Here is a 21,285-nt window from a genome sequence, read left to right as displayed (position 1 = left end):
CTAAACGCTCATTATATCTAATTTTTGACCATCCATCAAAGAAAAATAAACTTTCTTTTTCTGTTTTTCACAACCAATCACACCCCTAAAACGCCTATATTTAGGCTTAATTCTAACAACATTTATAGAAGAAATTTTAACATCAAATAGAGACTCTATTGCCAACTTTATTTGACGCTTATTTACATTTACAAAAACATACAAAGAATATTTATTAAACTTCTCCCTCAAAAAAGAGGCCTTTTCTGTAATTATAGGAGATTTTATTATATTATTATATTTGATCATAACAATCTACCTTCAAGATGCTTTAAAGTATCCTTTGTCAACATCACGCATTCGTGATTCAATATATCAAAAACATTTAACCCAATAGGTTTGATTAAGTCTACATAGTGCAAGTTTTTAGCCGCACGCAACAAATCATCTCCATAATCACCAACTATCAAAAAGGAAGAAAATTTAAAATTTTTAATACATTTACACATTTCAGACGTTTTCTTCACATCAATATTTAAATTATCCAGAATAATTACTTGATTATTTAAATACTTTAGAGATAAAGCAATTTTTAAACCAAATTTGCGTACCTTCTTATTAAGAGAATAAGTATGACTCCTCACAACAGGGCCGAAAATAATCCCACCACCTCTAAATTGAGGAGATCGCAAGCTCCCTTGTCTTGCCCTACCGGTACGTTTTTGACCATAAGGTTTAGCTGTTGTACCAGAGACATCACTAATACCTTTTGTTTTATGAGTACCAGCTCTTCTCTTCGCTAATTGCCATCTCACTATATCATGCAAAATACTCAATTTTTGCTTAGCAGAAAATATCAAAGGATTGAGCTGAGCAGTACCTACATTATCATTAGATAGATTAACTAAATTACATTCCATAACTAACTTACCAAATTACTAGCATCATCATTTACATCTAACAGTAAACCTACCGGAAAAGGAACATCTTTATGTAAAGATTTTTTAACTGCATCTCTTACAAAAACATAGGAATTTTTAAACCCAGGAACATTATTACCCTTCACAGCAATTATACTATTTTCATGATCAATGGATAATATCTTCATATTTTGTGCAGTTATCCTGCTGTTACCTAAATGACCAGCCATTTTCTTTCCTTTGAATACTCTACCAGGATCCTGACATTGGCCAGTGGAACCTTGTGATCTGTGAGCAATAGAAACACCATGAGATGCCCTAAGCCCACTGAAATTATGCCGCTTCATCACACCAGCAAATCCTTTACCTATAGAATAACCCGTAATATCAAGATATTGACCAACCACAAAATGATTGATTCCCACTTTTTTACCACATTCTATTCCCGACAGGTCATTTAATCTACTTTCGTATAACTTACATTTATTATTTATACCCTTTTTCTTTAAATATTCCAACTGAGGTTTTGCTATATTTTTAAAATCTCCTGTGCCTAAAATGACTGAATTATAGCCACATTTATCTTGTCCTTTTATATCAATAATATAAGTTTCGCTGAGATGCAATAAAGTTACAGCCATGCGACTATTGTCAGAATACATAGCAGTATGACCAATATTCATCATTAGTAAACCAATTCTCCTCAGCGAATTTATTCTCTTCATTTCCTTCTCCTAAACCTTAACTTCCTTGACTTTTAAATCCACTTCTACGCCAGCAGAAAAAGATAAACCTGTAAGCATCTGCATCATAGTAGGAGTAAGATCATGTAAAACAATCAAACGCCTAGAAGTTCTCATTTCAAACTGTTCACGAGATTTTTTATCAACGTGAGGAGATCTATTAACAATAAATTTAGAATCTTTCCTTGGCAACGCAATCGGACCAGATAATTTTGCACCGGACCGCTTTAATTCATCAACAAATTTTCGAACACACTCCTCCAATAAAGAACAATCGAAAGCCTTAATGTTAATATATATATCTTGCTTCATCTTAGTTACTACACTCACTCCAAAATTTCAGAAACAACACCAGAACCAACAGTTCTACCACCTTCTCTTATCGCAAAACGCAATCCCTTATCCATCGCTATCGGTACTTGCAATTCTACTTCTATACTCACATTATCTCCTGGCATTACCATCTCCTTCCCATCTAGCAATTTTACGCTCCCAGTTACATCTGTTGTCCTTAAATAAAACTGTGGCTGGTAATTCGCAAAAAATGGTGTATGCCTTCCTCCTTCCTCTTTCTTTAATATATAAACCTCCGCCTTAAACTTTCTATGCGGTGTTATCGTCCCCGGTTTCGCTAATACTTGCCCTCTCTCCACTTCTTCTCTTTTTGTTCCTCTTAACAATATTCCTACATTGAGCCCTGCACTTCCCTTATCCAGCAACCTCTTAAACATCTCAACACCTGTGCATATCGTCTTTTGCGTCGCTTTCAGACCTATTATCTCTATCTCTTCTCCCGTCTTTATCTCTCCCTTCTCTATTCTTCCTGTTACCACTGTTCCTCGCCCCGATATCGAAAATACATCTTCGATTGGCAATAAAAATGGTAAATCCACAGGCCTTGGTGGAACCGCTACATATTCATCTAACTTTTCCATCAATTTGTCTATTGATTTCTTTCCATATTCGCTGCTGTCATCCTCCAGCGCCTTGAGTGCTGAACCAACCACCACAGGCACTTCATCCCCTGGAAATCCGTATCTACTCAGTAATTCCCTCACTTCCATTTCTACTAAATCTATCATATCAGCATCAGCAACATCAGCTTTATTTATATACACCACGATATATCCAACACCTACCTGCTTCGCCAGCAATATATGCTCTCTCGTTTGTGGCATTGGCCCATCAACCCCTGACACTACCAATATCGCCGCATCCATCTGTGCTGCACCTACTATCATGTTCTTTACATAGTCAGCATGTCCAGGACAATCAACGTGTGCATAATGCCTTTTTTCCGTCTGATATTCAACATGCGCTGTTGCTATCGTTATCCCCCTCTTCCTTTCTTCTGGCGCCTTATCTATCTGATCATACGCTACAAAATTTCCATAATGCTTTGTTATCGCCGCTGTTAACGTTGTCTTCCCATGATCCACATGTCCTATTGTTCCCACATTTACATGCGGCTTTCCAAATGCTTCCACTATTGCTGTCATAATTTAAACTTTTCTACCTAAAATACAAATACATCAATAAATAATATGTTGATTTTATAAAAATACAACAAAAAAAAGAGCGGATAGTGGGAATCGAACCCACGTCACTAGCTTGGAAGGCTAGAGCTCTACCATTGAGCTATACCCGCACAATGGAGGAGGTAGGATTCGAACCTACGTACGCTCACGCGGACAGATTTACAGTCTGTTACCTTTAACCACTCGGTCACTCCTCCGCAAAAATTTGTTAAGAGAATACTATTTTAGCATCTTAACTTAAGCTCTTATTGTATTTAATACTAAACGCCTAAAATTAAAAAATCAAGCAATAAAACCTACCCTGATTAAAATCACGCAGATTTCATTTTATACAACACAATATTGTCAATAAAACGTTTAAACAAATAATGCGAATCATGCGTACCTGGCGCTTCTTCTGGATGGTATTGCACAGAAAAGACTGGGTAATCCTTCATCATTATTCCCTCTACACTATTATCAAATAGAGAAATGTGAGTAATTTCAACATTACTTAGAAGAGAAGCTGAATCAACAACGAAACCATGATTTTGGCTAGTGATCTCAACTTTTCCACTAATTACATCATAAACTGGATGGTTACTCCCTCGGTGACCTATATCCATCTTGATGGTCTTTGCCCCCAAAGTAATCGCAAGTAATTGATGGCCCATGCATATGCCAAAAATTGGTATTTTAGATTTTATAATAATGTCTATTTCTGAAACTACACTTTCTCCTATTTCTTGCGGATCACCAGGACCATTTGAAAGCACTATACCATCTGGATTCATACTCAACACTTTTTGAGCAAAACCTGTGCTTGGTCTGATTAATTCAACTGTACAACCAAGTTCTATTAAGCGTGAAACTATACTGATTTTTACGCCAAAATCAACGATTACAACCCTATATTTTGCATTAAGGTCTCTTTTAAAATTACTATGCAAGCTAACTTTATTGGTTATTTCTATCCCATTTACAGGTTTGTATTTCTTCAATTCATCCAACACATGCGTCTCGCTTGACGGGTATATCATTCCATTTTGAGATCCATGTTCTCTCAAATGTCTCGTTAAAGCTCTAGTATCAACTCCTGATATCCCAATCACGTTATTTTTCTCTAACCAATCATTTAAACTGATATATGAAGAAGAGTGGGACATAGAAGAAAGTTCACGCATAACCACACCACTTGCAAAAATTTTCTTTCCTTCATTATCTTTATGGTTTACTCCAATGTTACCAATATGAGGAAAAGTGAACGTTATAATTTGATCGGCAAAAGAAGGATCAGTTATAGTATGCTGATACCCGGTCATACCAGTGGTAAAACAGATCTCACCTATGCACTTGCCTTTTTTACCTACTGATTTTCCCCAAAAGCATTTGCCATCTTGTAAAATTAAAACTGCGTCCTGCACTTCATTATCTATTTAACTGATTCAAAACAGTATACAAGAATTTCAAATAATACGTAACTCTTTCTAAAACTCCAAATTCAACCATAAGGCGGCGAAGAACAATATGAAAAAAATTTTTAACACGCCCTTCCATAAAATATGTTGACTATCTCCGTATTTTATATTAGATATATTTGGTAGTTAAAAAATAGAGAGGTTAGTTATTATGCTAAGTGGGTTTCAGTCTAAAAATAAGTTACTAATTGCAGGAGCTGGTTTACTATTCTTTACGATGGTGTTGCCATCATTTTTTCTCTTAGCAAAAATAGCCATAGGATTAGCTATGACCGCAATTGCAATAATCGCGGTAAAAATTGTCTCAAAAATAATATCAAACGTTCTTGAAAAGAAGGAAGCAGGTCAAAATCAGGAAGCACAACAAACAACACAAAGTAAAATTATAAACCTGGCTATTGGATTAACATCTATATTGGTAGGAGGATTATCAATGCTCATTATAGCAAAAACTGGCTTGATTGCAGCATGTGCAGCTATAACTGCTTTAGCTCTACACGAATATGTTAAAAATGAAGAAATAGGAAAAGATATAAACAATAAATTCGATAAGGTAGCTGACGGTATCACTGACTTTATTGTTAGCAGTGTTGAAAAACTTATTCCAACAAAGCCGCCAGGCATAACAGCCTAAACTGTCTCCGTTCAGCAGAGTGGTTTAAGAAACAATAGATAGAAGGTTTTGAAAAGGGTTCAGCCTCCTTTGTTGTATCCGTTAAGCGGAGTGGCAGAATAAGGTAGACAAGGTGATCTAAAAAGATAATCATAGAGCAAAAGTGAAATAATATGGTAAACCTTTTAGAACTTTGCAAAAATTTACAGCAAAAAATAGAAAGGTTAGAAGCAAAAATAGAAAGATTGGAAAAAGAGAATGAAAGTTTAAAAGCAGAAAATAAGGCTTTAAAGATAGAAAATGCTGAGTTAAGAGAAAGACTCGGTTTAAGCTCGAAAAATTCATCAATACCAAGTTCCAAAGAGTTGTATAAAATAAAAAAGAATAAGCCGAAAAGCGAAAGGAATATTGGCGGTCAGGTTGGTCATAAAGGAAGTTTTCGCGCCAACATGGATGCAGATAAAGTAGTAAAGATAGAGTTGCCTAATACTTGCGAATGCGGAGGAGAAATTGCAATATGTGAAAAACCATATATTCATCAGAAAGTTGATCTTCCAGAAATCAAGCCTTATGTAGTGGAATATCAGTTAGAACATGGCCGTTGTCGGAGATGCGGAAAGAGAAGAAGTAGCAAGTTACCGGAAGGTGTTACGCCAAATACATTTGGTCCAAGGGTTAACTCAACCACTATCGGCTGAGAGCCGAAAGGTTGGATATAGCGCTGGAAGCGCGATGAGAAGCTGAAGCTACTCCAATCTTATACTAGATATAGAATGAGGCTGATGTGCATCTGTATGTTTATTGATGTACTCATTAATGACTTCATCTGTGATATGTCCGCTGGTAGCACTAAAGTATCCTCTTCCCTAAAAACGCTTTCCCCAGTACATTTTATTTAGCTCTGGAAATTCTTGTTGAACTTTGCGTGAAGACCTGCCTTTGGCTCTTTGAACAAAATCACTCACAGCTATATGAGGAGGTATTACTACGAATAAATGTAAATGATCTGATGATATTACTCCGTTTTCTATCTTAATCCCCATTTCTTCAGATACTTCTGCTATGATTGTTCGTATTCTCTCCTTCATAGCCTTAGTTAATACTCTGTACCGATATTTTGTAATCCAGACTATATGGTACCTATGATAAAATACAGTGTGTTTTCCTTTGTCATATTCCGTCATAACTATACTTTATAAAGTACAGTTATGACATTGACAAACTAAAGTTTCTCCACCTAGAAGGTGGAGGCTTGTACCATCCTATGGAAAGTCAATAATTGCAGCGTTCAGCGGATTCTACAAAAATTCAAAACGCGAAATAGCGAGTGTCGTAAATGATATCTTCAATTTGAACATAAGCGTCGGTAGCATATCAAGTAGTGAACATAGAGTTGCTTCAAAATGCAAAAAAATGTATGAGCAGATCGAACAAGAGATAAGTAGGAGTAAAGTTCTACATATTGATGAAACGAGCCATTATAACAAAGGTAAACTCGCTTGGTGTTGGATGTTTGCAAGCAATACGGCAAGTTTTGTAAAATTTACAGAGTCAAGAGGAATGAAAGTTTTACAAAATAGTAAATTCTGCAATCGCAATAGCTTGGTAATAACTGACAGGTATGCAGCATACAATTATTTTGCCGATAAAAACAGGCAAATCTGTTGGGCACATTTATCAAGAGATTTTGAAAGATTAGCACATAGTTGGAATATTGAAGTTAAAGTTCTGGGTTGTTACTTGAGAAACGTGGCCACTGAATTATTTGCACTAAAAAAAGCTTTACTAAAAAGTGAGATAGATGTTTTGAGGTTTGTCAGACGTGCCAGAAAATTAAGAAAACGTACAAAGTATTACTTGAAGGAGATATCTCGTTTACCTGAAGCAATTGGAGCCTCTCGAGTTGCAAAAAATGTTCTAAGATCTGAAAGAATGATGTGGAAATTTTTAGATGACCCAGAAAATATTCCGCTGACAAATAACCACGCTGAACGGCAAATTCGGCATTATGTCGTTTATCGCAAAAACTCATATTTTACACAATCAAAGCGGGGAAATACATTCCTTGAGCGGATAATTTCATTATACTTAACTTGGAAACAAAGGGGTCTCAATCCTTTCCAAAATCTCCTATCTATTGTTTCTTAAACCACTCTCCTGAACGGATACCGTAAACCTGCCAAAAATCTACTATTACATAGTGATCAAGGTTCACAATATACTTCGCAAGGTTATCAATATCTCTTATCCATAAAAAACATAGATGAGTCATAAAGGTTGTTGTTACGACAATTCTGTTGTGGAAAGCTTCTTTAGCTCATTGAAAAGAGAAATACTTATTGATACTTCACAACACTCTGCTCAACAAACTAGAACTGCAATATTTGAATACATAGAAATTTTTTATAACAAACAACGTCACTATTAACTATTGCATTCCAGAACAATTTGATGCATCATTCTTTTTGTAAAAAACATTCCACACTTTCTCTCCACTTTTTCTGGGTAAGGTCACTTCTTTATTAACTGTACTTAATATTTCTTCCCATTGCTTATAGTTCATTGCAATAACTTTACCTCTAATTTTAAATAGTATTTTTAATTATCACCTATCACAGCAAGTAAAGTCAACTCCAAATGAATTCTTAATTTTGCTTAGTAAGCACACTAACTATGAAACAATCTATATTACCATCAAAAACAGAATTTATATTGCCCACTTCATGTCCGGTTCTTAAATCCTTCACCATTTGATATGGATGCATAACGTACGATCTGATCTGATTGCCCCAGCCTATATCGCATTTTTTACCATATTCTTCAGCCATCTTTTGTTCTTTCTTTTCCAGTTCAATTTGGTATAAACGTCCTTTAAGTAATTTCAATGCCTCATCTTTATTTCTGTGTTGAGAACGACCATTTTGGCATTGAACTACAACACCAGTTGGAATATGCGTAATGCGTACTGCACTTTCAGTTTTGTTCACATGCTGACCGCCTGCTCCGGAAGCACGATAGGTGTCGATCTTTAGATCCTTTTCATCCACAGCAATATCAATTGAATCTTCTATCACTGGAGTTACTCCTACACTTGCAAAACTGGTATGACGTTTACCATTTGCATCAAATGGCGATATTCTAACCAGCCTGTGAATTCCACTTTCACTTTTTGCCCACCCATAAGCTTTTTCTCCAACGATTTTTATCATTGCAGACTTTATACCAACTGACTCTCCTTCTAATTTTTCTACAACTTCAACTTTAAAGTTGTGATAAATTTCTGCCCACCTTATATACATGCGCATCAGCATTTCAGCCCAATCATTGCTCTCGGTTCCGCCAGCTCCTGAGTGGATTTCTAAAAAGCAGTTATTATTATCTGCTTCACCAGTAAATAAGGACTCTGTTTCTTTATACTTGATTAATTTCTCTAGCTTAGCTAATTCATTTTCAACTTCAGAGAAAAATTCTTCATCATTTTCATCAATAGCAGACTTCATCAAGCTGATGGCATCGTTGTAATCGCTTTCCAGCTTTAAAAACGACTCTACGTCATTCTTAATTTTAGAACGTTCTTTTAAAACTTCTTGTGCTTTTTGGTTATCTTGCCATAGGTCATCATTCGACGCTTGGGAGTCAAGCTCTTCAAGACGCAACTTTAATTTTTCTATGTCAAAGACACCTCCTGATAAGAGAAATACTTTTATTTAAGCTTTGAAAGTGTTCAAGAATTTCTGGATAAGTTTTCATTATACTTTAGATTTTAATATATTTACTATCAATAACAATAACAGTAAACAAAATAGAAATTTAACCATATGATAGTTAATTTAAATAATTCCATTATACTTTAATGTTTAAGGAAATCAAGCGCGTATATTTATTAAAAAACAAGGTAAAGTAATGAATATTGAAATAAGTTCCCATTATGGTTTAGACAAAAAGGCTATTGATGACTTAATAGAGTCACTTGATAACGAGGAGCTAGAGAATGTTCGTAATATTGTAAAAACGATAGACAGTGTTCAGTTAGCTTATTTTTTATCTACTTCGATCAGTGATCACAGGGAGAAATTAGTTAATATCCTCGATCAACATTTGTTAAGTGATGCCCTAGTGCATGTAGTGCCAGATTTACAAATAGAGATCATAGAAACATTGGGAATAGAAAATACAGCAAAGTTACTAATGCTCCTTGATGTAGAAGATATAGTAACCATAGTGAAAGATTTAGATAGAAAGTCTGTAGAAAATATACTTTACTATTTGCCCAGCAAAACTCAGAAATCGGTAGAGGAGTTGCTATCATATCCAGAAGAAAGTGCAGGAAGGTTAATACATAAAGATATGGTTATAGCTCCATATTATTGGACAATAAATCAACTGACAGAATTTGTGTGCAACTATAAAAAAATACCAGAAAAATTTCACCAGATATTCATTATCAACTCAAAATTAGAGCCTATAGGCAGTGTTAATTTAAATAAGGTAATATCTCACTCAGGAGACACAATAATAAAAGAGATAATGGATCATGACATAAAAATCATTAAAACTGGAATAGACCAAGAGGAAGTAGCAAGAATATTTAAAGATTACTCTCTATTATCGGCTCCGGTAGTAAATAAGAATGGTAAAATTATTGGTGTGATCTTAATTGAAGATGTGATAAAAGTTGTTCAACAAGAAACAGAAGAGGATGTACTCAAAATAAGCGGTGTATCTTCTAAAGCCGATATAAATGCCCCTATACATAAAACTATAATTAAAAGGCTACCTTGGTTACTGTTTAACCTCTTAGCTGCAACAATGTGTTCCATAGTAGTTGGCTTTTTCGATGATGTAATAAAAAGTTTTATAGTGCTGCCAATAATCATGCCGATAATTGCATCAATGAGCGGAAATGCAGGATCCCAAACAGTAACGCTAACCATCCGGGCAATCGCAACAAAATATCTAACTGAGCAAAATGCAAAAAGAATACTGATGAAAGAATTTTTAATAGGTCTTATAAACGGGGTGATCTTATCTACTATTTCATTAGTAGTGTTAGCAATAAGGTTTCACAACTTCAAAGTGGAGATGATTTTTGTGGTCTCCATGATTATGATGTCAATTATTGCAACGTTCATCGGAACTTTCATTCCTATAATGCTTCATCGCTTAAAGTCTGACCCTGCCGTTTCTTCTGCAATCCTAACATCGGCAACAACTGATATTCTCTCAGCTTTTATATTTCTTGGTTTAGCTACGATCTTTTTATTAAATAGCTAATACTATCTATAGCTATACCGCCGCGAACCGTCATGCCGCGATTCATTCGCGGTATCTCTTAGCATAGATCCCGCTAACAAGTAGCGGGATGACGAGAAAGGGGCTACTTGGATGACATTCTTCCTGGTGTGCCCAAATCACAATGTTCGTACATTTGTGGATTTATTCGCGGTATAGATATCGCTAACGAGTAGCGGAATGACGGTTTTTCAAATTGTCGTAAGTCAGTTTAGCTATAATATCAAATTTCACAACTTCACCAACTATTTCTTTCTATTAAATAAGAATAAATTACCTATACAAAAATAGATTGGCAATATTTCAAGTCTGCCAAGCAGCATTAAAAACGATAGAAATAATTTTACTTCATTACTGAAAGAGGAATAATTACCCGAAGGGCCTATTAAATTACTAAATCCCGGGCCAGAGTTTGTAAGCGTTGCAGAGACTGAACTGATGCTAGTTATAAAGTCTGCATTGCTTAAGTAAGACATCACTATTGATGAAATGGTAAACGTTAACATGAAAATTGCAAAAAATATAAAGACAGAGTGAACTTCATCATTCTCCAGAATTTTTCCATTGAATTTTACTCCATTGTCTGCATCAGGGTTTAATAAAAGGTAAAAGTAATTTCTTATAGACCTTAAAAGAACAATCAAGCGGAAGATTTTGACACCACCACTTGAAGAACCACTACATCCACCAACAAAGGTTAGAAAAAAAGCTAAGACTGAAATGAAACTCCAATCTATATGATTACAGATTGCATAACCAGTTGACGTAATTAAAGAGGTGATGGTAAATGTGCTGCATCTAAATGATAATGACACTCCTAAATCAACATTTTTATACAACCAAAAACAAGCAAATAAAGATGAAACAATAGCTATCTTAACAAAGTAAGAGACCTGTTCATCATAGCAAATGTCTAATCGTCTTATAATTTTTAAATAGCTAAGAAAAGGCAGAGAACCCAAAATCATAAAAATGATCGTTATGACTTCTAACATAGGGTTATTGTAGTGCCCTATAGAATCGTTATAGTTAGCAAATCCACCAGTTGATACAGAGGACATTCCGTGGCATATTGCATCAAATAGTGGCATACCAGCTAGATAATAGGAAAATATGCATAACAAAATTAAGCCATAATATATTGCCGTAACATGAATCACTACGCTTCGCGTGTTCGGCAACTTCCTTTTGGTAGCATCTGAATATTCAGAATAAAGTAAATTATTTAGGCTGAGAACCTTAAACATAGGAAAAACTGCAATTCCTAAAGTGATTACACCAAAACCCCCCATGCCATGTAGCATTGCTCTCCATAGCAGTATTCCTGGAGATTGTTTTTCAATATCATTAAATATAGTTGCTCCTGTGGTTGTGATGCCAGATATCGTTTCAAACAATGCATCAACATAGCTCAGATTATCAAAATAGAAAGGAATAGCTGCAAACAGAGACAAGGCAATCCAGGTGCAACTAGTAATCGCAAAAATTGCTGGCATTCCATGCAATCTACTTAATTTACCGAGTAAAATAAAAATTGCGCCAGATGTGCAGGTAATTATGAATCCAGCGAGGAAATTTTTCCATTCGTAGCTGAGATACTTATTGGTAATAGCAGGAATAAGCATTGCTAAGCTAAACAGCAATAGGAATATTCCCACAATAAATACAATTGAACGCAAATTTTGTAAACGTTGATGATTTTTCATAGAGTTACTTCCTCGCTATACAAAGCCATAAAAGCTACTCTAACGTCAAGCATTTTGTTGGCCTTTATTAACAGTTATTAACAACATACTTGATTTACTTGTAAATATGTGTGATAATTAAATTTTTATTAGAGGTAAGATATGGTTGAATTAACTGATGCACAAGAAAAAATTCTAGGTTCATTAAGACAGGCAGTCTGGGATGGCAATTTTCAAAAAGTCCAGGACATATTCAACAATGGTGAACATAATGATATACAAGCAGTTTTGAACCACGAGGGGACTTTGACTAGTAACAAAGGTACCATTTTAGATTTTGTTATTGACTCTTCTATCTCCTCAAGCAAATCTTCAATTCGATGAGACTCAGGTACAAAGTGTGCTCTCAGATTTTGAAAAATTGAATTTCAATTTTAAGGATAATAAATGTCAAGATTCTTCTGATTCTGTAAATTATAATAACGGCCGGCCAGCAGATCCATTTGACAAAATAGCAAACTATTATCGACGGGAGAAGGAGAGCATTTTCCTTTTTAACTATGTGGTATTAAGTAAGCAAAGAGAAATAATGGATATATTGGATAAGAAGCTTACTTCTAAAGATCAGGAGGAGTTAAAAGAAAATTTTAAAAAGAGGTTGGGTAGATATCTTCTTCGAATTGACGAAGGAATGAATGATGCAAAAGAATTTCTAAACAAAGATGATCTAATTGGTTTCTTTGATGGATGTTATTGGCCAGACAAAAAGGCAGGACATCTTGTTAATCATTATGATAATCTTAGTATCAACATTACTAAACCTGGACAGAGTTTAGAAACTAGTCGTCTTTTTAGCGAAAAGACTAAAAGGATGGAAACAATTAAAAATGAGGTACAAAGAGTAAAAATATACAGTAATGATAAAAGAATAGTAACAATTGAGAAGAATGAGAAACAACAGAGGAACTACTCCTTTACAGAATTTGCAATATGTGACATCGAAATTAGTTGGGGTGCAAAAGATGAATCTGGAAAAGACCTTAACTGCGCTGTTGTTCTAAATATAAATTTAGGTCAAGTTAGTATTAAAAAATCAACTATTGACGGTAAAGATGTTGAACCAAAGGAAATTTTAGAATTAGCTAAGCAAAACGAGGCTGTGCTTATAAAAGGTAAAGCTTTACATGAAGTTTTAGCAGCACATTTCATTAAGCAAATACCATATGAGGAAAAGAAGAGTACGCAATCGCACGAAAATATTGTTGTACCTGGTTCCGGTGCACCTCGCTCAGCTATTGATGAAAGAGTAACTGTAGAGTGTTCGTTCAAGAGAGAGTCCGTTCAAGAGAGTAGCAAATAAGGTAGACGAAACAGGATAATAAAGATAATCATAGAGAAAAAGTGAGGTAAGATATTTTAGAACTCTGCAAAGATTTGCAGCAAAAAATAGAAAAGAGAATGAAAGTTTAAAAGCAGAAAAGATAATTTCATTATACTTAACTTGGAAACAAAGGGTATCCGTTCAGGAGAGTGGTTTAAGAAACAATAGATAGGAGATTTTGGAAAGGATTGAGACCCCTTTGTTTCCAAGTTAAGTATAATGAAATTATCCGCTCAAGGAATGTATTTCCCCGCTTTGATTGTGTAAAATATGAGTTTTTGCGATAAACGACATAATGCCGAATTTGCCGTTCAGCGTGGTTATTTGTCAGCGGAATATTTTCTGGGTCATCTAAAAATTTCCACATCATTCTTTCAGATCTTAGAACATTTTTTGCAACTCGAGAGGCTCCAATTGCTTCAGGTAAACGAGATATCTCCTTCAAGTAATACTTTGTACGTTTTCTTAATTTTCTGGCACGTCTGACAAACCTCAAAACATCTATCTCACTTTTTAGTAAAGCTTTTTTTAGTGCAAATAATTCAGTGGCCACGTTTCTCAAGTAACAACCCAGAACTTTAACTTCAATATTCCAACTATGTGCTAATCTTTCAAAATCTCTTGATAAATGTGCCCAACAGATTTGCCTGTTTTTATCGGCAAAATAATTGTATGCTGCATACCTGTCAGTTATTACCAAGCTATTGCGATTGCAGAATTTACTATTTTGTAAAACTTTCATTCCTCTTGACTCTGTAAATTTTACAAAACTTGCCGTATTGCTTGCAAACATCCAACACCAAGCGAGTTTACCTTTGTTATAATGGCTCGTTTCATCAATATGTAGAACTTTACTCCTACTTATCTCTTGTTCGATCTGCTCATACATTTTTTTGCATTTTGAAGCAACTCTATGTTCACTACTTGATATGCTACCGACGCTTATGTTCAAATTGAAGATATCATTTACGACACTCGCTATTTCGCGTTTTGAATTTTTGTAGAATCCGCTGAACGCTGCAATTATTGACTTAACCCTTGGACCAAATGTATTTGGCGTAACACCTTCCGGTAACTTGCTACTTCTTCTCTTTCCGCATCTCCGACAACGGCCATGTTCTAACTGATATTCCACTACATAAGGCTTGATTTCTGGAAGATCAACTTTCTGATGAATATATGGTTTTTCACATATTGCAATTTCTCCTCCGCATTCGCAAGTATTAGGCAACTCTATCTTTACTACTTTATCTGCATCCATGTTGGCGCGAAAACTTCCTTTATGACCAACCTGACCGCCAATATTCCTTTCGCTTTTCGGCTTATTCTTTTTTATTTTATACAACTCTTTGGAACTTGGTATTGATGAATTTTTCGAGCTTAAACCGAGTCTTTCTCTTAACTCAGCATTTTCTATCTTTAAAGCCTTATTTTCTGCTTTTAAACTTTCATTCTCTTTTTCCAATCTTTCTATTTTTGCTTCTAACCTTTCTATTTTTTGCTGTAAATCTTTGCAAAGTTCTAAAAGGTTTACCATATTATTTCACTTTTGCTCTATGATTATCTTTTTAGATCACCTTGTCTACCTTATTCTGCCACTCCGCTTAACGGATACGGTTTACGCTTGTTAACAGCCATTAATAAAGAGTCCATAACCAATTGTTTATTTATGAACTGCTCATTGACCAGCCAACTACCATGCGTGAATATAGATCGATTATTGCTGCCAAATATAGCCATCCCTCCTTGGTTTTGATGTAAGAGGTTGTCCGGAAACAAGTAAATTCAAGCATATTCCCTCTTTAACATAACCCTACTCATAGCTAGGTATATGAAATTCTCAGTGGATGTTGTGAGTAAATCATACTCCTTCGATAGCCTTCTATTCCTATTAACCCAAGCAAAAGTCCTTTCTACAACCCATCTTCTTGGCTGTACTTTAAACCCTTGTTCTCTTGTTGGTAGTAGCTCAGGTGGCGTATCTTTGTGCACCCAAAATCTACATGGAGGCCTTGTAACAATTTCAATATCTATGTCATATTCTTCCTTTATGTGATTCTTTAAATTTCTTCCTTGGTATCCCATGTCAGCCCACATTTTTTTAACTTTAGTATATTTTGTTCTCATATTGTTTAATGCTATTTTAATACCATCTCTATCATTTTCGTTAGCAGCGCCTACGTAACAACCTAGTATAAAACCCTGAGTGTCTGTAATTATATGCCTTTTTCTACCCTTTACTTTTTTACTTCCATCATAGCCTTTGATCCCCCCTTTTCTGTAGTCTTTACAGATTGACTATCTACTATACAGGCACTTGGCTGCTCATTCCTTCCTATTTTTCTTCTACTATATTTTGTAATTTCATAATTCATTTTCTCAAAAATTCCCTGCTTCTTCCATTGCCTGAACTGCTCATACACAGTCTTCCATAGCGGAAAATCATTTGGTAAATACCGCCATTGACACCCTGTACGCAATACATAGAAAATTGCTTCTAATATTTCTCTTTTGCTATACTTTGGCGGCCTTCCTCCTTTCTTGTATGATACTCTGAAGTGTTTTTCTATTCTTGCCTATTCCCTTTCGCTTAGATCTGTTGGATACTTTTTTCTCATCTTTACCCCGTACTAAAATTTCAGATATTATAGCCTTTTACTTGTTTCCGGACAACCTCTAAATTGTATCTGTTCAGCAGAGTGGCAAAATAAGGTAGACGAGAAAAGACAACTATAGGAACAAATGGGTGTCATGCCAGTGCGTGACACTGGTTTCCATCCAAAAGGGTGTCATTCCAGTGTCAGCTACTTTCATGACATCGTTTACTATGTGCCATATTGTAATGTTCGTACAGTTGTGGAATGAATCGCGGTATGACGTGTTGCTTGGGTCAGCTATAGTATAAATATACTAGGGGTTATAGTTTTCTTATGCTGCCTTTTTGTTATTAGACAACCACAATATAAAGGAGTGAAACGGGTGCAAACAGTAGTGCATTTCTGCACCAAACGTATTACCTTTAACGAATAGTAAAATGTGAGATTTTTTGGAACTACCGTGGAGCAATTGCTCCACGGTTTCATTCTACTTAGAATCCACCCATGCCACTCATTTCTCCTGCACCCATAGGAGATGAAGCATTTTCTTTGCTTGGTACATCAACTATCATAGATTCAGTAGTTATCAGCACACTCGCAACAGATACCGCTGTTTCAAAAGCAATACGCACCACTTTTGCTGGATCAATCACACCAGCTGTAAACGCATTAGCATAATTCATAGCCTCAACGTTGTATATAAGCTCTTTATCATTCTGCTTAATCAAATAGTCAATTATAACAGCAGATTCAAGACCAGCATTTTTGACTAACCTTCTAATTGGAGCACTGAGAACTTTCTTGATAATGTTTATGCCTATTTGTTCCTCGTCACTTGCACCTTTTAATTTGTCGAGAACAGATGAAGCATAAAGAAGCGCAACCCCACCACCTGGAACTATACCTTCTTCAATTGCAGCTCTTGTTGCATGCAGCGCATCTTCGACTCTATCTCTACGTTCTTTAACTTCCACTTCAGTTGCTCCACCAACTTTGAGCACAGCAACGCCACCTGATAATTTCGCTAAACGTTCTCTTAGCTTTTCTTTATCATAATCAGAAGTTGAAGTTTCAATTTGAGATTTAATCTGCTCGATTCTAGCTTTCACACTGTCAGAATCGCTATTTTCGCTGACAACTGTGGTATTATCTTTAGTAATTTTAACATTTTTAGCCGTACCAAGATCATCAAGCGTGAGATCTTCCATCTTGATTCCAAGTTCATCTTTTATGACGTACTTAGCACCAGTTAAAGTTGCTATGTCTTCGAGCATCTCCTTTCTTCTGTCACCAAAACCTGGAGCTTTTACTGCAGCAACTTTTAAACCACCACGCAATTTATTGATAACTAAAGTGCTTAATGCTTCACCTTCGATATCCTCTGCAATAATAACCAAAGGTTTACCAGATTTAACAATAGCTTCAAGAATAGGAAGTAAAGGTTGAATAATATTTAATTTTTTCTCTGTAATTAATAGATAAGGATTATCAAGCTCCACGATCATTTTTTCATTATTTGTAATAAAATACGGAGAGAGATAACCGCGATCAAATTGCATGCCAGTAGTCAGCTCAACTTCTAACTCTTTTGAACCTTTACTCTCTTCAACAGTTATTACACCCTCTTTTCCAACTTTTTTCACGGAATCAGCGATACTGTTACCTATATCCTTATCACCATTTGCAGAGATTATTGCAACTTGTGCCACTTCGTCTATTTTCTCTAGAGAAACTGTACGAGACATTGACGCAATTTCCTTTAATATTACATCTTTTGCCTTCTGTATTCCGTTTTTAATACCAACACGATCGTTTCCAGCAGCAATTGACTTTGAAGCTTCCATTATCATGTTGCTAGTTAGTATTGAGCACGTTGTTGTACCATCACCAACTTTATCGTTACATTGAGAACAACTTTGTGCAAAGATGCTTGCTATCGCAGCGTTTAATGGTTTTTCAGGCTTGATACCCTTCATCACCTTATAACCATCTTTTGTAATTTCTGGTGCTCCATAGGGCTTATCAATCCCTACTGTTTTTCCTCTAGGTCCTGCAGTTATTGCTACCGTTGAATCCACTATTGCTGCAACTTCACGAAAGGCTTCTTGCAACTGCTCACCTGATACTACTACATTAGTCATTTTTATCACCTCTTGTTAATAAAAAATTTAGAAAACTATAATAAAATCATTTACAATGCGCTATGTTGCGCTTTGTTTCAGTTTAGTAAAATAAAGACTGCTACTTAATGACAGCAAGTATATCGGACTCTTTCATCACGATAAGCTTCTCATTATTATGTTCTATTTCTGTACCAGCCCATTGGCGATAGAACACTTTATCACCAGCTTTCACAGTTAAAGTTACGCGTTCGCCACTCGAATTGCGTGAACCTTCACCAATTGCTATAACTTCACCTTTAGTAGGTTTCTTTTCAGCACTTGATGGAAGCACAATTCCACCTTGCTTTTCTTCGCTAATAGGCTTGATCAGCACGCTATCATCTAATACATTTAAACTTATACTTGACATTTGTTTTTCCTCATCAACAAATTAACTTATAAGTTCATATGTATATACTCGTAAGTTAGATTTCAAGGGCTGGAGCTTGTAAAATATGCACGCCATTATAAAATATGCACGCTAAAAGCAGTTTCTAAAAGAGCCTAATGTTATATAATAAAATTTAGATTTATTTATAGAGATTTCATGAGTTATATACCATTTTTAAGTCGTGGTGTGATAGTGCTATATGGGCCTGACACTAGAGATTTTCTGCAGGGTATTATAACCAATGATATTAATAAGTTGGATAGCCAAAAAGCCATTTACTCTTTATTGCTTAGCCCTCAGGGAAAATATCTATATGATTTTTTTCTTATTGAATATGGTAAATACACCCTCTTAGAGTGCGAAAACATACACTTGCAGCAAATAATCGAGAAACTAGATTTACTTAAAACTTATTTGAGGGTAAAGATTAAAGACGTTAGTGCACTATATAAGGTTGGGGTTTTGTTTAATACTAAGTTGGCGGAGTGTAGTAGTAAGTCACAAGTTATTTTTCAAGATCCAAGGCACAAGCTGCTAGGAATGAGGATCATACATAAAGATGAAATAAAAGAGCCGGTTGGGGATTTTACTCAGTATGAAAAAGTCAGAATTCAAAATCTCGTTCCAGATGGAGCGAAAGATATGGTGCAGAATTCATCGTTTCCGCTGCAATTTTTAATCGATAAGGTAAACGGTATAAGCTTTAATAAGGGGTGTTATATAGGTCAGGAAGTTGTAAATCGAATGAGCAGACAAGAAATATTCAGAAGAAAACTTTACCTTGTTGAGGGGGATAACGCACTTCCAGATATTGGCACTAAAGTGACAAATGAAAACAATGAGGAAATAGGGGAACTGCGCTCTAGTGTAGACAACATTGGATTTGCATTGCTTAATACTGGAAAGAGCCATGCAAATTTATATGCAGATGGAGTTAGGTGCGTTAAGACGTTGAAGTCTTAAGGTAGCACATATAGAAACGAAAAACTTGCTTGACACCCTTCGCCAGCGCCCTTATCATAACAGTGAAGCTATTTCATTTAACTTCGCAATCTGTGCAGATTAAAACGACAAGGACTCCTGATATAATGTTGAACATTTTTTTTCTGCATTTCCGGGAATGTTCAAAAAAGCATACGCGTCAAGTTAAGGAAATAAAGGTATGAAAGAGATAGAATAATAAGGTATAAGTTCTCCCAGATATACTTTTAGTGAGAGAACCAATGAATAAAATAACTTGCTTATCAAAAAAGCTCAAAGAATTTTTTAATGAAAAAGCAGAGAAAATCTCAATTACAACAAGGTTTATAAAAAGAAAGAGAAAGCTAAAAGGTTCATCATTCGTAAAAGCCATGGTCTTGGGTAATATAGGAGTTGATAATTGTAGCGTAGAAACAATGTGTCAATTACTAAACGAGGACTCGATAGATATAACAAAACAAGGTTTGGATTTTAGATTTACTGAAGAAGCAGTGGAATTTATGAAAAGGATGTATAATGAATCTGTGGTTCTCTTTAAAAATATCTTGCAAGTTGATTGCAAAATCTTACAGCAATTTAATAGTGTTAAATTATTGGACAGTAGCTATATTACTCTACCTAACAGTATGGAAGAGATGTATAAAGGTTATGGTACTAGCTACAGTGGCTATGAAAGCAATACTAAGTCTGGAATAAAGTTACAATTAGTTTTCGACTACATGAATCAGATAATAGACCAACTTAATTTAACGGAGGGGGTAAGATCAGGCCAGGGATATAGGAAACATTTAAGTAATGTATTAAGCAATGATTTGCTAATATCTGATCTCGGTTATTTTGTGCCAAGTTCTTTTAAACAAATCAATGAAATAGGAGCTTATTTCATAAGTCGTCGATACCAACGTATATGATGTAGAAACAAATCAAAAAATGGAGTTATTAGAATGTTTAGAGGATAAGTTATTTTTAGAAAACGAGGTATTGTTAGGAAAAGAAGCAAAAATTAGAGTAAGAATTATATGTCAGAAACTAACTGAAGAACAGTCTATAGCCAGAAGAAGGAAAGCTCATAGATTAGCAAGATCGCAGGATCCTCTAAAAGAAATCAAAAATTGTTGAATTGGTATAACTAATGTTCCAGAAAATAAAATTAGTGCTGAGCAAGTATTAACGATTTACAGAGTAAGGTGGCAAATTATTTAAATTGTATAAAAGCCATATCAGACTTGATAAGCTAAAAGGAAAGCCATGCAGAGTATTATGTGAACTATATGCTAAATTGTGCGCAATTCTTATATTTCACGGCATAGTTGGTTGCACAGAAGTGAAAAAGAATACAGAACTTAGCTTAACAAAGGCATTTATTGAGCTAAAAAGACGGGTTAGAGAGTTATTTTTAGTATTAACCAAGATTAATAGTTTAAAAGCATTTCTTAAAAAACTCACTACAACTTGGTCGCGATTTTCATTAAAAGACAAACGTAGAAGGGCTAGAGTATCCACTTTAACCTCTCTAAATTTGCTCACAATCTCTTAACTTGACGCG

Annotated in this window: 19 protein-coding genes, 2 tRNA genes and 6 pseudogenes; 10 read left to right on the top strand and 17 right to left on the bottom strand. The window is 35.2% G+C overall.

The annotated features are described in order from the left end of the window. The 8 genes from LA754_RS01350 to carA form a co-directional block, all read right to left on the bottom strand. A complete protein-coding gene (locus tag LA754_RS01350) occupies window positions 1–288 on the bottom strand; it encodes a 50S ribosomal protein L23 (RefSeq protein ID WP_015589144.1) in 288 nt (95 codons plus the stop codon). Next, on the bottom strand, window positions 285–899 hold the full coding sequence (gene rplD, locus LA754_RS01345) for a 50S ribosomal protein L4 (RefSeq protein WP_012673183.1): 615 nt from the start codon (window positions 897–899) through the stop codon (window positions 285–287). The genes LA754_RS01350 and rplD overlap by 4 nt, the downstream gene beginning before the upstream one ends. Before the next feature lie 2 nt (window positions 900–901). Then, complete coding sequence (gene rplC, locus LA754_RS01340) at window positions 902–1,624, bottom strand: 50S ribosomal protein L3 (protein WP_006279218.1); 723 nt, start codon at window positions 1,622–1,624, stop codon at window positions 902–904. Between the two features lie 9 nt (window positions 1,625–1,633). Then, the gene (rpsJ, locus tag LA754_RS01335) at window positions 1,634–1,954 is read right to left on the bottom strand and encodes a 30S ribosomal protein S10 (protein WP_077188181.1); all 321 of its coding nucleotides are present in this window, start codon (window positions 1,952–1,954) and stop codon (window positions 1,634–1,636) included. Between the two features lie 14 nt (window positions 1,955–1,968). Further along, window positions 1,969–3,141, bottom strand: coding sequence for an elongation factor Tu (gene tuf, locus LA754_RS01330; protein WP_457923661.1), 1,173 nt, complete (start codon window positions 3,139–3,141; stop codon window positions 1,969–1,971). 78 nt (window positions 3,142–3,219) lie between these two features. After that, a tRNA-Gly gene (locus LA754_RS01325) sits at window positions 3,220–3,290 on the bottom strand. Between the two features lie 4 nt (window positions 3,291–3,294). After that, window positions 3,295–3,377, bottom strand: a tRNA-Tyr gene (locus LA754_RS01320). A 114-nt stretch (window positions 3,378–3,491) separates the two neighbouring features. Then, a complete protein-coding gene (gene carA / locus LA754_RS01315; RefSeq protein WP_236514842.1) occupies window positions 3,492–4,583 on the bottom strand; it encodes a glutamine-hydrolyzing carbamoyl-phosphate synthase small subunit in 1,092 nt (363 codons plus the stop codon). A 205-nt stretch (window positions 4,584–4,788) separates the two neighbouring features. On the opposite strand from carA, the gene LA754_RS01310 reads away from it, so the two are divergent. Beyond that, window positions 4,789–5,271 (top strand): hypothetical protein, encoded by a 483-nt coding sequence (locus LA754_RS01310; RefSeq protein ID WP_457923660.1) that lies wholly within the window; start codon window positions 4,789–4,791, stop codon window positions 5,269–5,271. 152 nt (window positions 5,272–5,423) lie between these two features. Further along, window positions 5,424–5,933: pseudogene (locus tag LA754_RS01305) on the top strand (DUF6444 domain-containing protein); the annotation flags it as partial. A 63-nt stretch (window positions 5,934–5,996) separates the two neighbouring features. Here LA754_RS01305 and tnpA read toward each other — a convergent pair. Further along, window positions 5,997–6,434: pseudogene (gene tnpA, locus LA754_RS01300) on the bottom strand (IS200/IS605 family transposase). Window positions 6,435–6,519: 85 nt separating this feature from the next. Here tnpA and LA754_RS01295 point away from each other — a divergent pair. Both LA754_RS01295 and LA754_RS01290 read left to right on the top strand, forming a co-directional pair. Further along, window positions 6,520–7,398 (top strand): annotated as a pseudogene (locus LA754_RS01295) (IS66-like element ISWen3 family transposase); the annotation flags it as partial. A gap of 15 nt (window positions 7,399–7,413) precedes the next feature. Continuing rightward, a pseudogene (locus LA754_RS01290) lies at window positions 7,414–7,721 on the top strand (transposase); the annotation flags it as partial. On the opposite strand, the gene LA754_RS01285 reads toward LA754_RS01290, so the two are convergent. Both LA754_RS01285 and prfB read right to left on the bottom strand, forming a co-directional pair. Next, window positions 7,679–7,813 carry a hypothetical protein gene (locus tag LA754_RS01285; protein WP_255703194.1) on the bottom strand — a complete coding sequence of 45 codons (135 nt, stop codon included), beginning with the start codon at window positions 7,811–7,813 and terminating at the stop codon, window positions 7,679–7,681. The pseudogene LA754_RS01290 and the gene LA754_RS01285 overlap by 43 nt on opposite strands. Window positions 7,814–7,895: 82 nt before the next feature. Next, window positions 7,896–9,000 (bottom strand): peptide chain release factor 2 gene (gene prfB / locus LA754_RS01280; RefSeq protein WP_141456981.1). Its coding sequence is split into 2 segments (ribosomal slippage): window positions 7,896–8,924 and window positions 8,926–9,000, totalling 1,104 coding nucleotides; the frame shifts between segments, so codons are not numbered across the junction. 153 nt (window positions 9,001–9,153) lie between these two features. On the opposite strand from prfB, the gene mgtE reads away from it, so the two are divergent. Continuing rightward, window positions 9,154–10,524, top strand: coding sequence for a magnesium transporter (gene mgtE, locus LA754_RS01275; RefSeq protein WP_457923659.1), 1,371 nt, complete (start codon window positions 9,154–9,156; stop codon window positions 10,522–10,524). Between the two features lie 263 nt (window positions 10,525–10,787). Here the strand turns inward: mgtE and LA754_RS01270 are convergent, their stop codons facing one another. Beyond that, on the bottom strand, window positions 10,788–12,248 hold the full coding sequence (locus LA754_RS01270; protein ID WP_236514849.1) for a TrkH family potassium uptake protein: 1,461 nt from the start codon (window positions 12,246–12,248) through the stop codon (window positions 10,788–10,790). A gap of 141 nt (window positions 12,249–12,389) precedes the next feature. Between LA754_RS01270 and LA754_RS01265 the strand changes: the two genes are divergently transcribed. Then, window positions 12,390–12,611: a hypothetical protein gene (locus tag LA754_RS01265; RefSeq protein ID WP_457923658.1), complete on the top strand. Its 222-nt coding sequence runs from the start codon at window positions 12,390–12,392 to the stop codon at window positions 12,609–12,611. Continuing rightward, the gene (locus tag LA754_RS01260; protein WP_457923657.1) at window positions 12,565–13,587 is read left to right on the top strand and encodes a hypothetical protein; all 1,023 of its coding nucleotides are present in this window, start codon (window positions 12,565–12,567) and stop codon (window positions 13,585–13,587) included. Before LA754_RS01265 ends, LA754_RS01260 begins: the two co-directional genes overlap by 47 nt. Before the next feature lie 175 nt (window positions 13,588–13,762). Here LA754_RS01260 and LA754_RS01255 read toward each other — a convergent pair whose 3' ends face one another. From LA754_RS01255 to LA754_RS01245, 3 genes and pseudogenes are all read right to left on the bottom strand, one after another. Beyond that, window positions 13,763–15,145, bottom strand: coding sequence for an IS66-like element ISWen3 family transposase (locus LA754_RS01255; RefSeq protein ID WP_457923656.1), 1,383 nt, complete (start codon window positions 15,143–15,145; stop codon window positions 13,763–13,765). Between the two features lie 80 nt (window positions 15,146–15,225). Further along, window positions 15,226–15,371: pseudogene (locus LA754_RS01250) on the bottom strand (DDE-type integrase/transposase/recombinase); the annotation flags it as partial. Window positions 15,372–15,393: 22 nt separating this feature from the next. Next, window positions 15,394–16,178 (bottom strand): IS5 family transposase gene (locus LA754_RS01245; RefSeq protein ID WP_238513981.1). Its coding sequence is split into 2 segments (ribosomal slippage): window positions 15,394–15,857 and window positions 15,857–16,178, totalling 786 coding nucleotides; the frame shifts between segments, so codons are not numbered across the junction. 172 nt (window positions 16,179–16,350) lie between these two features. Here LA754_RS01245 and LA754_RS01240 point away from each other — a divergent pair. Further along, window positions 16,351–16,473 carry a hypothetical protein gene (locus LA754_RS01240; RefSeq protein ID WP_255703183.1) on the top strand — a complete coding sequence of 41 codons (123 nt, stop codon included), beginning with the start codon at window positions 16,351–16,353 and terminating at the stop codon, window positions 16,471–16,473. A 223-nt stretch (window positions 16,474–16,696) separates the two neighbouring features. On the opposite strand, the gene groL is transcribed toward LA754_RS01240, so the two are convergent. After that, entirely contained in the window at window positions 16,697–18,346 is a 1,650-nt protein-coding gene (groL, locus tag LA754_RS01235; RefSeq protein WP_077190269.1) for a chaperonin GroEL, read from the bottom strand. A 100-nt stretch (window positions 18,347–18,446) separates the two neighbouring features. Beyond that, on the bottom strand, window positions 18,447–18,728 hold the full coding sequence (locus tag LA754_RS01230; protein ID WP_173862895.1) for a co-chaperone GroES: 282 nt from the start codon (window positions 18,726–18,728) through the stop codon (window positions 18,447–18,449). A gap of 186 nt (window positions 18,729–18,914) precedes the next feature. Between LA754_RS01230 and ygfZ the strand changes: the two genes are divergently transcribed. After that, window positions 18,915–19,721, top strand: coding sequence for a CAF17-like 4Fe-4S cluster assembly/insertion protein YgfZ (gene ygfZ, locus LA754_RS01225; RefSeq protein WP_077188580.1), 807 nt, complete (start codon window positions 18,915–18,917; stop codon window positions 19,719–19,721). Between the two features lie 260 nt (window positions 19,722–19,981). Then, window positions 19,982–21,276 (top strand): annotated as a pseudogene (locus tag LA754_RS01220) (IS4 family transposase). Window positions 21,277–21,285 lie beyond the last annotated feature (9 nt).

The sequence above is a fragment of the Wolbachia endosymbiont of Muscidifurax uniraptor genome (assembly GCF_054149795.1).
This window is presented reverse-complemented; position numbering and strand designations above follow the sequence as displayed.

What these genes read in the sequence shown, in the direction of transcription:
- ygfZ (WP_077188580.1), top strand. Translation starts at nt 18,915, where the DNA reads ATGAGTTATATACCATTTTTAAGTCGTGGTGTGATAGTGCTATATGGG.
- rpsJ (WP_077188181.1), bottom strand. Translation starts at nt 1,954, where the DNA reads ATGAAGCAAGATATATATATTAACATTAAGGCTTTCGATTGTTCTTTA.
- rplC (WP_006279218.1), bottom strand. Translation starts at nt 1,624, where the DNA reads ATGAAGAGAATAAATTCGCTGAGGAGAATTGGTTTACTAATGATGAAT.
- tuf (WP_457923661.1), bottom strand. Translation starts at nt 3,141, where the DNA reads ATGACAGCAATAGTGGAAGCATTTGGAAAGCCGCATGTAAATGTGGGA.
- LA754_RS01285 (WP_255703194.1), bottom strand. Translation starts at nt 7,813, where the DNA reads ATGAACTATAAGCAATGGGAAGAAATATTAAGTACAGTTAATAAAGAA.
- mgtE (WP_457923659.1), top strand. Translation starts at nt 9,154, where the DNA reads ATGAATATTGAAATAAGTTCCCATTATGGTTTAGACAAAAAGGCTATT.
- LA754_RS01265 (WP_457923658.1), top strand. Translation starts at nt 12,390, where the DNA reads ATGGTTGAATTAACTGATGCACAAGAAAAAATTCTAGGTTCATTAAGA.
- LA754_RS01240 (WP_255703183.1), top strand. Translation starts at nt 16,351, where the DNA reads ATGGGTGTCATGCCAGTGCGTGACACTGGTTTCCATCCAAAAGGGTGT.
- LA754_RS01270 (WP_236514849.1), bottom strand. Translation starts at nt 12,248, where the DNA reads ATGAAAAATCATCAACGTTTACAAAATTTGCGTTCAATTGTATTTATT.
- groL (WP_077190269.1), bottom strand. Translation starts at nt 18,346, where the DNA reads ATGACTAATGTAGTAGTATCAGGTGAGCAGTTGCAAGAAGCCTTTCGT.
- LA754_RS01350 (WP_015589144.1), bottom strand. Translation starts at nt 288, where the DNA reads ATGATCAAATATAATAATATAATAAAATCTCCTATAATTACAGAAAAG.
- rplD (WP_012673183.1), bottom strand. Translation starts at nt 899, where the DNA reads ATGGAATGTAATTTAGTTAATCTATCTAATGATAATGTAGGTACTGCT.
- LA754_RS01255 (WP_457923656.1), bottom strand. Translation starts at nt 15,145, where the DNA reads ATGGTAAACCTTTTAGAACTTTGCAAAGATTTACAGCAAAAAATAGAA.
- LA754_RS01310 (WP_457923660.1), top strand. Translation starts at nt 4,789, where the DNA reads ATGCTAAGTGGGTTTCAGTCTAAAAATAAGTTACTAATTGCAGGAGCT.